Below are 14,003 nucleotides of genomic sequence, written 5' to 3' on the forward strand. Positions count from 1 at the left end.
CAAAATTCAGGCAAATCCGGGTCGCCAAAAATTGTGCGCAAACGGTTTCGTCGCGAGGTCGCTTTCTCTATAATACGCCCCGTTTTCCCTGTTGCGCCCAATGAAGCGTCGCCCGGCGCCCTGACGAGAGATTTATTAATGGAAATTCTGCGTGGTTCGCCCGCCCTGTCGGCATTTCGTGTAAACAAACTGCTGACCCGCTTTCAGGACGCTCATCTGCCGGTGAGTGATATTTACGCTGAGTACATCCATTTTGCTGATGTCAGCACGCCCTTAAGCGCTGACGAACAGAGCCGTCTGCAGCGCCTGCTGAAATATGGTCCCTCTCTCGCTGAACATGCCCCACAGGGGCGTCTGCTGCTGGTGACGCCTCGTCCCGGCACCATTTCGCCCTGGTCATCCAAAGCCACTGACATTGCCCACAACTGCGGCCTGCCGCAGGTACGTCGCCTGGAGCGCGGCCTGGCCTTTTATGTACAGGCCCCACAACTGACGGAAGCGCAGTGGCAAACGCTGGGCACACTGCTGCACGATCGGATGATGGAAACGGTCTTCGGCGATCTGGCGCAGGCTGAACAGCTGTTCGCGCATCACACGCCACAGCCGGTGAAAAGTGTCGATCTGCTGGGTGAGGGCCGTCAGGCGCTGGTTCAGGCGAATATCTCACTGGGTCTGGCGCTGGCCGACGATGAAATCGACTATCTGGTGGCGGCGTTTACCGCATTGGGCCGCAATCCCAACGACATTGAACTTTACATGTTTGCGCAGGCGAACTCTGAGCACTGTCGTCACAAGATCTTCAACGCCGACTGGATTATCGACGGCGAGAAACAGCCAAAGTCGCTGTTTAAGATGATCAAAAACACCATGGAGCAGACGCCGGACTACGTGCTCTCTGCTTACAAAGATAACGCCGCTGTGATGGAAGGCTCAGAGGTTGGCCGCTTCTTTGCTGACGCCGGAGAGAGCGAATACCGCTGGCATCAGGAAGCCGCACACATCCTGATGAAGGTGGAAACCCATAACCACCCAACGGCCATCTCGCCGTGGCCCGGTGCTGCGACCGGTTCCGGTGGTGAAATCCGTGATGAAGGCGCAACCGGAAGGGGTTCGAAGCCAAAAGCGGGCCTCGTCGGTTTCTCCGTATCGAACCTGCGTATCCCTGGCTTTGAACAGCCGTGGGAAGAGGACTTCGGCAAACCGGCCCGCATCGTCAGCGCGCTGGAAATCATGACCGATGGCCCGCTGGGCGGTGCTGCATTTAACAATGAATTTGGTCGTCCGGCTCTGAATGGTTACTTCCGTACCTATGAAGAGCAGGTCACCAGCCACAACGGCACTGAGCTGCGTGGCTACCATAAGCCGATTATGCTGGCGGGCGGCATCGGGAATATCCGTGCCGATCACGTGCAGAAAGGTGAAATCACCGTAGGCGCGAAGCTGGTGGTGCTGGGCGGTCCGGCAATGAACATCGGCCTGGGCGGCGGCGCGGCATCATCAATGGCCTCGGGTCAGTCTGATGCCGATCTCGACTTTGCCTCGGTACAGCGTGATAACCCGGAGATGGAGCGTCGTTGTCAGGAAGTGATCGACCGCTGCTGGCAGCTGGGCGATGAGAACCCGATTCTGTTTATCCACGACGTGGGCGCTGGCGGCCTCTCCAATGCGATGCCGGAGCTGGTCAGCGATGGCGGTCGTGGCGGCCGGTTTAACCTGCGTGACATCCTGAGTGATGAGCCAGGCATGAGTCCGCTGGAGGTCTGGTGTAACGAATCACAGGAACGTTATGTGATGGCAGTGGCACCCGATCAGCTGGCGCAGTTTGAGGCAATTTGCCAGCGTGAACGCGCACCGTTCGCGGTCATTGGTGAAGCCACCGAAGAGCTGCACCTGAGCCTGGAAGATAGTCATTTCGGTAATAAGCCGATCGATATGCCACTTGATGTCCTGCTGGGCAAAACGCCGAAGATGACGCGGGATGTGGTGACGCAGCAGACCCAGGGTACTGCCCTGCAGCGTGACGGCATTACGCTGGTCGATGCGGTGAACCGCGTGCTGCATCTGCCTGCCGTGGCGGAAAAAACCTTCCTGATCACCATCGGTGACCGCAGCGTGACCGGCATGGTTGCGCGCGACCAGATGGTGGGACCTTGGCAGATCCCGGTTGCCAACTGTGCGGTGACTACCGCCAGCCTCGACAGCTATCACGGCGAAGCGTTTGCCCTGGGCGAACGTTCACCGGTTGCACTGCTGGACTTCGCGGCGTCGGGTCGTCTGGCCGTCGGTGAAGCACTGACCAACCTGGCGGCTACCCATATTGGTTCGCTGAAGCGTGTGAAGCTTTCCGCAAACTGGATGTCCGCAGCCGGTCATCCGGGTGAAGATGCCGGTTTATATGCGGCGGTGAAAGCGGTCGGCGAAGAGCTTTGCCCGGCGCTGGGGATCACCATCCCGGTCGGTAAAGATTCGATGTCGATGAAAACACGCTGGCAGGAAGGCAGCGAACAGCGCGAAATGACCTCACCGCTGTCGCTGGTGATTACCGCTTTTGCCCGCGTCGAAGATGTCCGTCGCACCGTCACGCCACAACTGCAGGCCGATCAGGATAACCTGCTGCTGCTGATCGATCTGGGCAACGGCGCGAATACGCTGGGCGCAACGGCGCTGTCACAGGTTTATCGTCAGCTTGGCGACAAACCTGCCGACGTGCGCGATGCCTTACAGCTGGCGGGCTTCTTCAATGCCATCCAGGCGCTGGTGGCTGAGCAGAAACTGCTGGCTTATCACGATCGCTCCGACGGTGGTCTGCTGGTGACGCTGGCCGAGATGGCGTTTGCTGGTCACTGCGGCATCGACGTTGACATCGCCTCGCTGGGTAACGATGCGCTGGCTGCCCTGTTTACCGAAGAGCTGGGCGCGGTGATTCAGATCAACGCTGCCGATCGCGCCGTGGTTGAGCAGATCCTGGCGGATCACGGCCTTGCCGACTCGACGCATCTGCTGGGCAGCGCGCAGCCGGGCGATCGCTTTGTGATCCGTTCTGGTGACAGCGCGGTCTACAGTGAAAGCCGCAACACGTTGCGTACCTGGTGGGCGGAAACCACCTGGCAGATGCAGCGTCTGCGCGACAACCCGGCGTGTGCCGATCAGGAGCATGAAGCGAAGAAAAACGGCAGCGATCCTGGCCTGAACGTTAATCTGACCTTTAATCCGCAGGAAGATGTTGCTGCCCCGATGATCGCCACTGGCGCACGTCCAAGGGTCGCGGTGCTGCGTGAGCAGGGCGTGAACTCCCATGTAGAGATGGCCGCCGCCTTTGATCGGGCAGGTTTCACCGCCATTGACGTTCATATGAGCGATCTGCTGGCCGGACGTCGCGGTCTGGAAGAGTTCCAGGCGCTGGTCGCCTGTGGCGGCTTCTCCTACGGCGATGTGCTGGGTGCCGGTGAGGGCTGGGCGAAATCGATTCTGTTTAATCCGCGCGTGCGTGACGAGTTCGAAACCTTCTTCCATCGTCCGCAAACTCTGGCGCTGGGCGTCTGCAACGGCTGCCAGATGATGTCTAATCTGCGTGAACTGATCCCAGGCAGCGATCTCTGGCCGCGCTTTGTGCGTAACCAGTCTGAGCGCTTTGAAGCGCGCTTCAGTCTGGTAGAAGTGGCCGCCAGTCCATCGCTGTTGCTGGACGGCATGGCCGGTTCGCATATGCCTATCGCCGTTTCGCACGGTGAAGGCTTTGTTGAAGTGCGTGATGCTTCGCATCTGGCGGCGCTGGAGTCGAAAGGGCTGGTGGCACTGCGCTTTGTCGATAACTTCGGCAAGGTAACAGAAACCTATCCGGCTAACCCGAATGGCTCACCAAACGGCATCACTGCCGTGACCAACGAAAGTGGTCGCGTCACTATCATGATGCCGCATCCGGAGCGGGTGTTCCGCACCGTCAGCAACTCCTGGCATCCGGCAGAGTGGGGCGAAGACAGCCCGTGGATGCGTATTTTCCGCAATGCGCGCAGACAGCTGGGTTAATTTAATCTGCTGAAAAGAGCAGGAGGCCAGTGTGCCTCCTGCTCTTTTTTGTGGTTCTGTTGGCAAATGGCGACAATGAGTATGTCGTACTGTCTCTTTTTGGCGACATCTATCTCGTTGATTTTTAATGAACGCCCATCCGGCGCGATTTCATGTCGCTCAGCGGAGACAGTTTTCCCTTGCTGTAATCAGATTTTGCTCAGCAGTTGTCCGGTAAGCTTATTCAATCTGCTGAAAAATATAATGATTTATTTTCTGGCATGGAACTTGCTATACTCATGCAGCTGCTCATTCACCTGTTTATGATTGCCCCGCTTAGCGGAGAAGAGCTCATAAAGTCCGAATGACGCACCAAACGGAGCCTGCCGTCCAACTGACCGATAATCGCTTGCGTTATCAAACACCGGACGTAACGTTGAGTAAGGCTCCACCCATTTTTACGCGATGCATCACGCGTCGTGCCAGCGGCAGGCCATTGAGCCTGCCGTTTTCTTTTGTTCCCCTTTCTTCCGCCGACACCTTTCTTCCGCTGACAGAGTCCGTTAGCATCCAGACAGCAAATCTTAAGGAAGCGGCTGCGTGAAAAAATGGCGTTTATTTCCCCGTTCTCTGCGTCAGCTGGTGCTGATGGCATTTGTTCTGGTGCTGCTGCCGTTGCTGGTGCTGGCCTGGCAGGCGTGGGAAAGTCTCTCTGCGTTAAGCGAACAGGCAGCGGATACCAACCGCAATACCTTCACCGACGTACGCAGAAGTGAGGCGATGGCGCGAACGGCGGTTGAGCTGGAGCGCAGCTATCGCCAGTACTGCGTGCTGGATGATGCCTCGCTGGCGCGCCTTTATCAGACCCAGCACACCCGCTACAGCCAGATGCTGAGTTCGCACAGCGCCAGCCTGCCCGAGCTGCCCGCATTCCAGACTTTACAGGCGACGTTGCCGCTGCTGACACCGTTAAAGTGCGATAACGGTAATCCGGTTACGCCTGCCGCAGAGGCGCTGGATCGTTTTTCTGCCACCAATGCGCAGATGGTGCAGGACACGCGCGAAGTGGTGTTTTCGCGCGGCCTTCAGCTGCAGCGCGAAATTGCCGATCGCGGCCAGTTTTTTGGCTGGCAGGCGCTGATTCTGTTTATCATCAGTCTGGCGTTGATGACGCTGTTTACCGGCATGATTATCGGGCCGGTCAAGCGTATTGAGCGGATGATCAACCGGCTTGGCGAAGGCCGGGAACTGGGTAACAGCGTGACATTTCGCGGCCCGCGCGAGTTACGCTCGCTAGGACAGCGCATCGTCTGGCTCAGCGAACGGCTTCAGTGGCTGGAATCGCAGCGCCATGAATTCCTGCGCCATCTTTCTCACGAACTGAAAACGCCGCTGGCCAGCCTGCGTGAAGGCACCGAACTGCTGGCGGACGAGGTAGCCGGGTCGCTGAACGCCGATCAAAAAGAGGTGGTCACTATCCTCGACGGCAGCAGCCGTCATCTGCAGCGGCTGATTGAACAGCTGCTTGATTACAACCGTAAACTGGCAGATGGCCCGATCCAGCTGGAACCGGTCAGCGTGGCGGAAATTGTGGAGGGGGTGGTGAATGCACATGCACTCTCGGCGCGCGCCAAACTCATGCAGACGGTTGTCGATCTGGCGGTCAGTCACTGCCTTGCCGAACCGATGTTACTGATGCGGGTCATCGATAATCTCTATTCGAACGCCGTGAACTACGGCAGCGAATCCGGTACCATCTGGCTGCGCAGTCAGCAGCAGGGCGATCGGGTCTGGATTGATGTCGCGAACAGCGGTACGCCGATCCCGCCGGAAGAGCAGGCAATGATTTTCGAACCTTTTTTCCAGGGTAGCCAGCAGCGCAAAGGGCCGGTAAAAGGCAGCGGGCTGGGATTGAGTATTGCCAAAGATTGCCTGCGCCGGATGCATGGCGACCTGACGCTGGTCTCCTGCGAGCAGGCTGACGTCTGTTTTCGAATTGAACTGAACACCACAGCCGGGAATGTCTGACTGATGAAATATTTACCCGCTTTGCTGTTGAGCACACTGACCACGCTGCTGCTCAGCGGATGTACGACCTCCCCGGCCACCTCATCCCTGCCGTCAGGCCATCAGGTAGCGGAACCCGAGGTCAGCGTGGCTGATTACCTGGCGACCCGCTGCAGTGACCTGTGGACGATAGAGAATAGCGCGGCACTGAGTAATCCCCTCTACTGGATGCGGGCGATCGATTGTGCTGAACGCCTTTCCCCCGCCGAGGCCCGAGCCGAAGCTCACCGCTGGCCGGTTGAGAGCTGGTCGCGCGCCTTCAAGCAGGGCGTGCTGATGTCGAACGGCAACGTGACGCCAGTGGAGCGTCGTCGCTATGTTGAAACCCTGGATCGCTACAGCAGCGATTTCCCGCAGTCTGTGCGTCCGCTGTTCCAGTTGTGGCGCAGTAATCAGGCCGCGCAGCTCGACCTGAGTGAAGCGCGCACCCGTTATGTTCATCTGCAACAGAGCAGCGATACCCAGCTGGAGGCGATACGCCAGCAGATGGTTAAACAACAGCAGCAGCTCAGCGACACGCAGCATAAGCTGGAGCGGCTTACTGACATTGAGCGCCAGCTTTCATCGCGGAAAGCCCCGGATGTGTCTGACAGCGGCCACGGCACTGCGCTGCCGCAGGATGAGGAGCAATAATGGTCAGACAAGCGGCAAAACTGCTGCTGGTGGATGACGATCCCAGCCTGCTGAAGCTGCTGGGCATGCGTCTTCGCAGCGAAGGTTATCAGGTCACCACCGCGGCCAGCGGACCCGAAGCGTTGCGTCTGCTGCAGAAAGAAAAAATCGAGCTGGTGATCAGCGATCTGCGGATGGATGAGATGGATGGTCTGGCGCTGTTTGGCGAGATCCAGAAACGCCACACCGGTCTGCCAGTGATTATCCTGACGGCACACGGCTCAATCCCGGACGCGGTTTCCGCCACGCAGCAGGGCGTCTTCAGCTTCCTGACTAAACCGGTGGATAAAGATGCGCTTTACAAAGCGATCGATGAAGCACTGGCTCAGCAGGCGCCGGTCAGTGATGACCGCTGGCGGGAAGCGATCGTCACCCGCAGCCCGCTGATGTTACGGCTGCTGGAGCAGGCGCATATGGTGGCGCAGTCGGACGTCAGCGTGCTGATTAACGGGCAGAGCGGTACCGGTAAAGAGATGCTGGCACAGGCGATTCACGCCGCCAGCCCGCGAAACGGCAAGCCCTTTGTCGCCATTAACTGTGGCGCACTGCCGGAGCAGTTGCTGGAGTCAGAGCTGTTCGGGCATGCCAAAGGGGCCTTTACCGGCGCAGTCAGTGCCCGTGATGGTCTGTTTAAAACTGCAGGTGGTGGCACGCTGTTCCTGGATGAGATTGGCGATATGCCGCAACCGCTACAGGTTAAGTTGCTGCGGGTATTGCAGGAGCGTAAGGTCAGGCCGCTGGGCAGCGATCATGATATTGAGATCGACGTGCGCATTATTTCAGCCACGCATCGCGATCTGCCGAAGGCGATGGAGAAAAAGGAGTTTCGTGAGGATCTCTTCTATCGTCTTAATGTGGTGAACCTGAAGATTCCGGCGCTGCATCAGCGCACTGAAGATATTCCGCTGCTGGCTAATCATCTGCTGCGTCAGGCGGCGGAACGGCATAAACCGCAGATCCGCAGTTTTTCCGTTGATGCGATGAAGCGGTTGATGGCGGCCAGTTGGCCGGGCAACGTGCGTCAGCTGGTTAACGTGATTGAGCAGTGTGTGGCGCTGAGTTCATCGCCGGTGATCAGCGATGCGCTGGTGGAGCAGGCGTTGAGCGGTGAGAACAGCGCTTTGCCGACCTTTGCTGAGGCGCGCAATCAGTTTGAGCTGAACTATCTGCGTAAGCTGTTGCAGATGACTAAAGGCAATGTGACCAATGCCGCACGTCTGGCTGGACGCAACCGCACGGAGTTCTATAAGCTGCTGTCTCGTCATGAGCTGGATGCCAGTGATTTCAAAGAGTAGCGGAGGCTGCGGAGTGATACCGGCAGGTTGCCTGCTCAGGCCCGAATCAGAATGGGTGCGGTCAGCATAATCTGGCAGCGCTTGCGGCAACCTGAAGAATCCCGGATATTACCGCCCGACAGCGCCAGCAACATTTATACTTGATAAACCCTCTGACCATGGAGGGAGTGAAAAAGGGTCTGACATGAAAAAGATTGATGCGATTATCAAACCATTCAAACTCGATGATGTCCGTGAAGCCTTAGCGGAAGTCGGCATCACCGGGATGACCGTGAGTGAAGTAAAAGGTTTTGGCCGCCAGAAAGGGCACACCGAGCTTTACCGCGGCGCAGAGTATATGGTCGACTTTTTACCTAAAGTGAAAATCGAGATGGTGGTGGGCGACGATATCGTTGATACCTGCGTCGAGACCATTATGCGTACTGCGCAGACCGGCAAAATCGGTGACGGTAAAATCTTTGTCTTCGACGTGGCGCGCGTGGTGCGCATCCGTACTGGCGAAGAGGATGAAGAGGCGATCTGATTATATCTTTATCAGCTCTTTATCAGCATAAAGAAGCCCGCGCTGCGGGCTTTTTTTATTGCTCAATTACATCCCTTTGTGCGGTCCAAAAAGTTCGTAATGAATGCGTGTATCTGCCACGCTGGCATCGCGCAGTTGCGCCACCACATGCTGCATAAAGGGCAGCGGACCGCAGAGGTAGAAGTGGGTGTCGGGTGAGGCGAGACGTGCGGAGATCGCGGTGATATCCATCAGACCCTGCGCGTCATAGCGACCGGCATCTTCAGCTGCGGGATCGCGATACCAGACCTGACTGACGAAATCGGTGAGCTGCGCGCCCGTAGCTATCACTTCCGGGCCAAATGCATGCTGTTTGCCGTTCTCTGCTGCGTGCAGCCAGCTGACCGGCGCGCGGTGCTGGCGGGCCGCCAGTGCATGCAGCATGGCCAGCATCGGCGTCTGACCCACGCCCGCGGATATCAGCGCCACCGGGGTTGCAGCATCGACCTCAAGGAAGAAGTCGCCATGCGGTGCGGCCAGCATCAGCTCATCACCCACTTTGCCATTCTGATGCAGCCAGCCGGAGACGGTGCCCTGCGCTTCACGTTTCACCGCAATCCGATAATCTTTGCCATTACTGAGGTGAGTAAGCGAGTACTGGCGAATCTGGTGATGTTCGAAACTGGCGGGCTGCAGATGCACCGTCAGATACTGACCCGGTTTAAAGGCCGCTACCGGGCCGCCATCTGCCGGACTGAAGGTAAAGCTTTTAATCACCTCGCTCTGCTGCTCAACAGCACTGATGCGAAACGCACGAGTGCCGCGCCAGCCACCGGTTTGCTGCTCCGTCGCCTGATAAATCTCCTCTTCGCGATTAATGAACACATCTGCCAGTACGCCATAGGCCCGGCCCCAGGCTGCCAGCGCCTCTTCACCCGGATTCAGCAGCTCTTTAATGGTTGCCAGCAGATTTTCACCGACGATGGCGTATTGCGCAGGCTGAATATTCAGGCTGGTATGTTTCTGTGCAATCTTTTCCACCGCAGGCAGCAGCACGGCCAGGTTCTCCAGATTCGCGCCATAGGCGCAAATGGCGTTGAACAGCGCTTCACGCTGATCGCCATTGCGCTGGTTGTTCATATTGAAAACATTTTTGAGTTCAGGATGGTGCGACAGCATGCGGTCATAGAAGTGTGCGGTAAGCGCAGGACCACAGGCGGCGATGGCAGGCAGGGTCGATTTAACCGTGGCGATAGTGTGTGCATCAAGCATAAAAACGGCCTCTCATTTAAAGATGTATTTTAAATGCATCTTATAGCTGTCTCGCCTGTGGTGTAAATAACCCGATAAATTTCCCGGTTGTCAAAGTGGCAACTTTCTGGTGCATCCTGAGAAACCGCCGTCACATCCTGAAGAAAAATCGTGGCGTCTGAACAGGGTGAAAAGGTGTAAAAAAGCCCTGCCAGTAGCCAGCCAATCGTTTGCGTAAAAAGAGGAGGTTCACCCTACCTTCACCTGTTAAAACGGTTTACACTGTGGGCCTTCGCCCCTGAAGGGGGGTAAATACCGTCAGAAAGTTAGCTGAGTCAGGAGATCCGGATGTTAAAGCGTGATATGAACATTGCCGATTACGATGCCGAGTTGTGGCAGGCGATGGAGCAGGAGACAGTGCGTCAGGAAGAGCACATTGAACTGATTGCTTCTGAAAACTACACCAGCCCGCGTGTTATGCAGGCACAAGGTTCTCAGCTCACCAATAAATACGCTGAAGGCTATCCGGGCAAACGCTACTACGGCGGCTGTGAGTATGTTGATATCGTTGAGCAACTGGCGATCGATCGCGCAAAAGAACTGTTTGGTGCCGATTACGCTAACGTACAGCCACACTCAGGTTCACAGGCTAACTTTGCGGTTTACACCGCGCTGCTGCAGCCGGGCGATACTATTCTGGGGATGAACCTGGCGCACGGTGGGCACCTGACTCACGGCTCACCGGTTAACCTGTCGGGCAAACTCTATAACGTTGTGGCTTACGGTATCGATGAGACCGGTAAAATTGACTACGACGAACTGGCTGAACTGGCGAAAACCCACAAGCCAAAAATGATCGTTGGCGGATTCTCAGCTTACTCCGGCGTTTGCGACTGGGCGAAAATGCGCGAAATCGCGGATAGCGTAGGTGCATGGCTGTTTGTGGACATGGCACACGTTGCCGGCCTGATTGCTGCAGACGTTTACCCGAGTCCGATCCCGCATGCGCACATCGTGACCTCTACCACTCACAAAACGCTGGCGGGTCCGCGCGGTGGTATCATTCTGGCGAAAAACGGCGACGAAGATTTCTATAAGAAACTGAACTCTGCTGTCTTCCCCGGCGGTCAGGGCGGTCCTCTGATGCACGTTATCGCTGGTAAAGCGGTTGCGTTCAAAGAGGCGATGGAGCCGGAATTCAAAACCTACCAGCAGCAGGTGGCAAAAAATGCCAAAGCGATGGTTGAGGTGCTGATTGAGCGTGGCTATGACATCGTTTCTGGCGGCACGTATAACCATCTGTTCCTGATCGATCTGGTGAGCAAAAACCTGACTGGTAAAGAAGCGGATGCGGCATTGGGCCGTGCCAACATCACGGTTAACAAAAACAGCGTGCCTAACGATCCGAAAAGCCCGTTTGTGACTTCCGGTATCCGTATCGGCACACCAGCTGTTACCCGTCGTGGCTTCAATGAAGCGGACGTGCGTGAGCTGGCTGGCTGGATCGCGGATGTGCTGGATAACGTCAATGACGAAGCGACCATTGAGCGCACCAAAAAGAAAGTGCTGGAAATCTGCAGCCGTCTGCCGGTCTACGCTTAATCGTTAACCTGTTGTGAGACAGCATACAAAGGATGGCATCTGCCATCCTTTTTTATTGCCTGTCCTGCGGCGCTCTGCCAGAGTAGCGCCCACTCATGCTGCCAGGCAGCACTCTTGCTGGAGGGAATATGGCAATCGGCTCCGCCAGATGGCTCGGATTGGGCTACTTCACTTACTTCTTCTGTTACGGCATCTATCTGCCATTCTGGGGCGTGTGGCTGAAAGGCACCGGTCTCGATGCTGAAAAGATTGGCCTGCTGCTCGGCTGTGGCATGGTGGCACGCTTTGTCGGCAGTCTGCTTATCGCCTCTCAGGTCAAAAATCCCGCCCGACTGATTACAGCGCTGCGTCTGCTGGCGCTGATGACCTGCCTGTTCGCTGCCGGTTTCTGGGTGGGTGAGCAGTGGATGTGGCTGCTGACGGTCATGATCGGCTTTAACCTCTTTTTCTCGCCGCTGGTCCCGCTCAGCGATGCGCTGGCCGCCACCTGGACACAGCAGATAGGACTGGCGTATGGGCCGGTCAGGCTGTGGGGTTCGCTGGCCTTTGTGATCAGCTCGGCATTAACCGGCGTGCTGGTTAGTGCTTACTCTTCAAACGCCATTCTGCTGCTGCTTTCCGTCGGCGTCATCTCTATGCTGGCAGGCATGATGCTGTCACCCGCCACCCAGCCTCAGGGTAATGAACGGCAGGGCGCGGCGGGCGGCGGCTGGCAGGTGTGGCGTGAATTGCTGCGTGAGAATGCGGTATGGCGATTTATGCTCTGCGTAACGCTGCTGCAGGGTGCGCACGCCGCCTATTACGGCTTCAGTGCTATCTGGTGGCAGGAGAGTGGCTACTCCGCCTCCACGGTGGGTTATCTCTGGTCGCTGGGCGTGGTGGCCGAGATCGTCGTGTTTGCTTTGAGCAACCGGTTGTTCCGCCGCTGGAGCGCGCGCGATCTCCTGCTGCTTTCGGGCATTTGTGCGTTGATCCGCTGGAGTCTGATGGGTGCCACTACCGCGCTGCCGCTGCTGATTGTGGCGCAAATTCTTCACTGTGGCAGCTTCACCGTCTGTCATCTGGCGGCGATGCGTTTTATTGCGGCGCGTCAGGGAGCGGAAGTGATCCGTCTGCAGTCGCTCTATTCCGCGCTGGCGATGGGGGGTGGCATTGCGATAATGACCATGATCTGCGGCGTGCTGTTCGCTCATCTGCAGGGGCATCTGTTCTGGGTGATGGCACTGGTGGCGCTGCCCGCGCTGTTTCTGCGTCCCGGCTACGACTCTAGTAAATAACGAATCCGCTGCTGATGGTGTAGCGTCAGCGGCAGTTCCGCATGCACCAGCGGCGGAGAGAAGAGTGGCAGCGAGGTGGGGTAGGGCGAAATGATGATGTCCACATCCCGCGGTGCGCCATCCCGCTGAAACTGTTTCACGTCCTGATAGGTAATATTGATCGGCAGCAGCGTGATCTCCCGGATCTGCTGCTCCACATCCTGCTCCAGATCGGTATCGTCATCCGTCAGAATCAGCACCTGCTTCTCCTGCAACGCATTCTCCTGCATCAGCCAGGCACCAAAAATAACGGTAATTAAGCTCACCTCTTCCGGGCTGAACGCAATCCCGTATTGCTGCTCAAACGCCTGCAGCGCCTGCTGAGTGGTACGCAACAGGCGGGGATAGAGGCGGCTGACATCCAGCGCCACGCTGTTGTCGATGCCGATAGTGAAGTGGGTGCGATCCAGCGCCTGTGCCAGATGAGGATAGAGCTGGTTAAGCAGCTCGTCGCGATCAGCAAAAGTGATGTCGGCACACCGTTCAAAGTCATTAATTAACTGCTGGGTCGCAGCCATTAACTGCTGCTCAGCAGGATGTGCAATCGCATCCACGACAGGCGTATGTATCTGGCTGAACAGCAATGTCCAGAAGTCGGTTTCACTGACGGGCGGCGCAAGGTGGCAACGTTTGCGCCAGTGGTGAATCACATCCTCGGCGGCCTGCCGCTCAGCCTTCTGCTGCAGCCAGTGACACTGCGCTTCACTGAACAGCACCGGCTGGCGCTGGCACAATCCATACTTCATGAAAATCTGCAGAAAAAGCCGGTCGCGTTCGCTGAAATCGCGCTTCAGACGCAGGCTACAGTGCTGGACCAGCGCCTGTAAATTGGTCTCATCCCACAGCGCCTTCTCAATCTTCATCACCTTCAGGCGCTGACGCAGGGGGGCTGCAAAATGATCGCAGACGAAATCCTGCGATAAACGCAAACTGCGTCGCAGGTTGTGCAGCAGACAGAGGCGCCGATCCAACTCTGTGCCATGAAGACGAAAGCTGCCATCCACCATCTGATGCAATTCCAGCTGGTGATATCGCTGTATCTCAAGGCCCACATCCGCGATATCCTGTCGGGCAACGGCAGGATCGACGCCATTCAGCTGGCAGACTTTTTCAAGCGTAAGCACGGGTGTCGGCAGAAACAGCAGCAATAAAAGATGGCACTGACGCTGTGAGCGGGTGAAGAGTGGTGCCAAAGGGGTAGCAGAACTCATCAATCAGGTTTCCAGCAGGCTATTTTGAGCTAAGAATAGTCAACCCCGTCAGCGCCTGCGCGGTTTACGCGGTTTATTTGCC

9 protein-coding genes are annotated in these 14,003 nt (G+C 57.1%); 7 read left to right on the plus strand and 2 right to left on the minus strand.

Features of this window, described 5'->3' with window-relative positions; all coding sequences use genetic code 11:
- Positions 1 to 138 precede the first annotated feature (138 nt).
- The 5 genes from purL (at position 139) to glnB (ending at position 8,562) form a co-directional block, all read left to right on the plus strand.
- Positions 139 to 4,026, plus strand: coding sequence for a phosphoribosylformylglycinamidine synthase (purL, locus tag OK412_RS00355; protein ID WP_264352564.1), 3,888 nt, complete (start codon positions 139 to 141; stop codon positions 4,024 to 4,026).
- A 579-nt stretch (positions 4,027 to 4,605) separates the two neighbouring features.
- On the plus strand, positions 4,606 to 6,033 hold the full coding sequence (locus OK412_RS00360; RefSeq protein ID WP_064690323.1) for a sensor histidine kinase: 1,428 nt from the start codon (positions 4,606 to 4,608) through the stop codon (positions 6,031 to 6,033).
- Between the two features lie 3 nt (positions 6,034 to 6,036).
- Positions 6,037 to 6,705 carry a two-component system QseEF-associated lipoprotein QseG gene (gene qseG, locus OK412_RS00365; RefSeq protein WP_033788051.1) on the plus strand — a complete coding sequence of 223 codons (669 nt, stop codon included), beginning with the start codon at positions 6,037 to 6,039 and terminating at the stop codon, positions 6,703 to 6,705.
- A complete protein-coding gene (gene glrR / locus OK412_RS00370) occupies positions 6,705 to 8,039 on the plus strand; it encodes a two-component system response regulator GlrR (RefSeq protein ID WP_010257627.1) in 1,335 nt (444 codons plus the stop codon). The genes qseG and glrR overlap by 1 nt, the downstream gene beginning before the upstream one ends.
- A 184-nt stretch (positions 8,040 to 8,223) precedes the next feature.
- The gene (gene glnB, locus OK412_RS00375) at positions 8,224 to 8,562 is read left to right on the plus strand and encodes a nitrogen regulatory protein P-II (RefSeq protein WP_003848647.1); all 339 of its coding nucleotides are present in this window, start codon (positions 8,224 to 8,226) and stop codon (positions 8,560 to 8,562) included.
- A 66-nt stretch (positions 8,563 to 8,628) separates the two neighbouring features.
- Here the strand turns inward: glnB and hmpA are convergent, their stop codons facing one another.
- A complete protein-coding gene (gene hmpA / locus OK412_RS00380) occupies positions 8,629 to 9,813 on the minus strand; it encodes an NO-inducible flavohemoprotein (RefSeq protein ID WP_264352565.1) in 1,185 nt (394 codons plus the stop codon).
- A gap of 327 nt (positions 9,814 to 10,140) precedes the next feature.
- Between hmpA and glyA the strand changes: the two genes are divergently transcribed.
- Together glyA and OK412_RS00390 are read left to right on the plus strand one after the other, a co-directional pair.
- Positions 10,141 to 11,394, plus strand: a complete 1,254-nt coding sequence (gene glyA, locus OK412_RS00385; RefSeq protein ID WP_010257616.1) for a serine hydroxymethyltransferase — start codon at positions 10,141 to 10,143, stop codon at positions 11,392 to 11,394.
- A 128-nt stretch (positions 11,395 to 11,522) separates the two neighbouring features.
- Complete coding sequence (locus tag OK412_RS00390) at positions 11,523 to 12,671, plus strand: 3-phenylpropionate MFS transporter (protein WP_182504411.1); 1,149 nt, start codon at positions 11,523 to 11,525, stop codon at positions 12,669 to 12,671.
- Here the strand turns inward: OK412_RS00390 and csiE are convergent.
- Positions 12,653 to 13,921: a stationary phase inducible protein CsiE gene (gene csiE / locus OK412_RS00395; RefSeq protein ID WP_264352566.1), complete on the minus strand. Its 1,269-nt coding sequence runs from the start codon at positions 13,919 to 13,921 to the stop codon at positions 12,653 to 12,655. The genes OK412_RS00390 and csiE overlap by 19 nt on opposite strands.
- Between the last annotated feature and the right edge of the window lie 82 nt (positions 13,922 to 14,003).

Source organism: Pantoea sp. JV6 (assembly GCF_025910055.1).
Lineage (GTDB): Bacteria > Pseudomonadota > Gammaproteobacteria > Enterobacterales > Enterobacteriaceae > Pantoea > Pantoea agglomerans.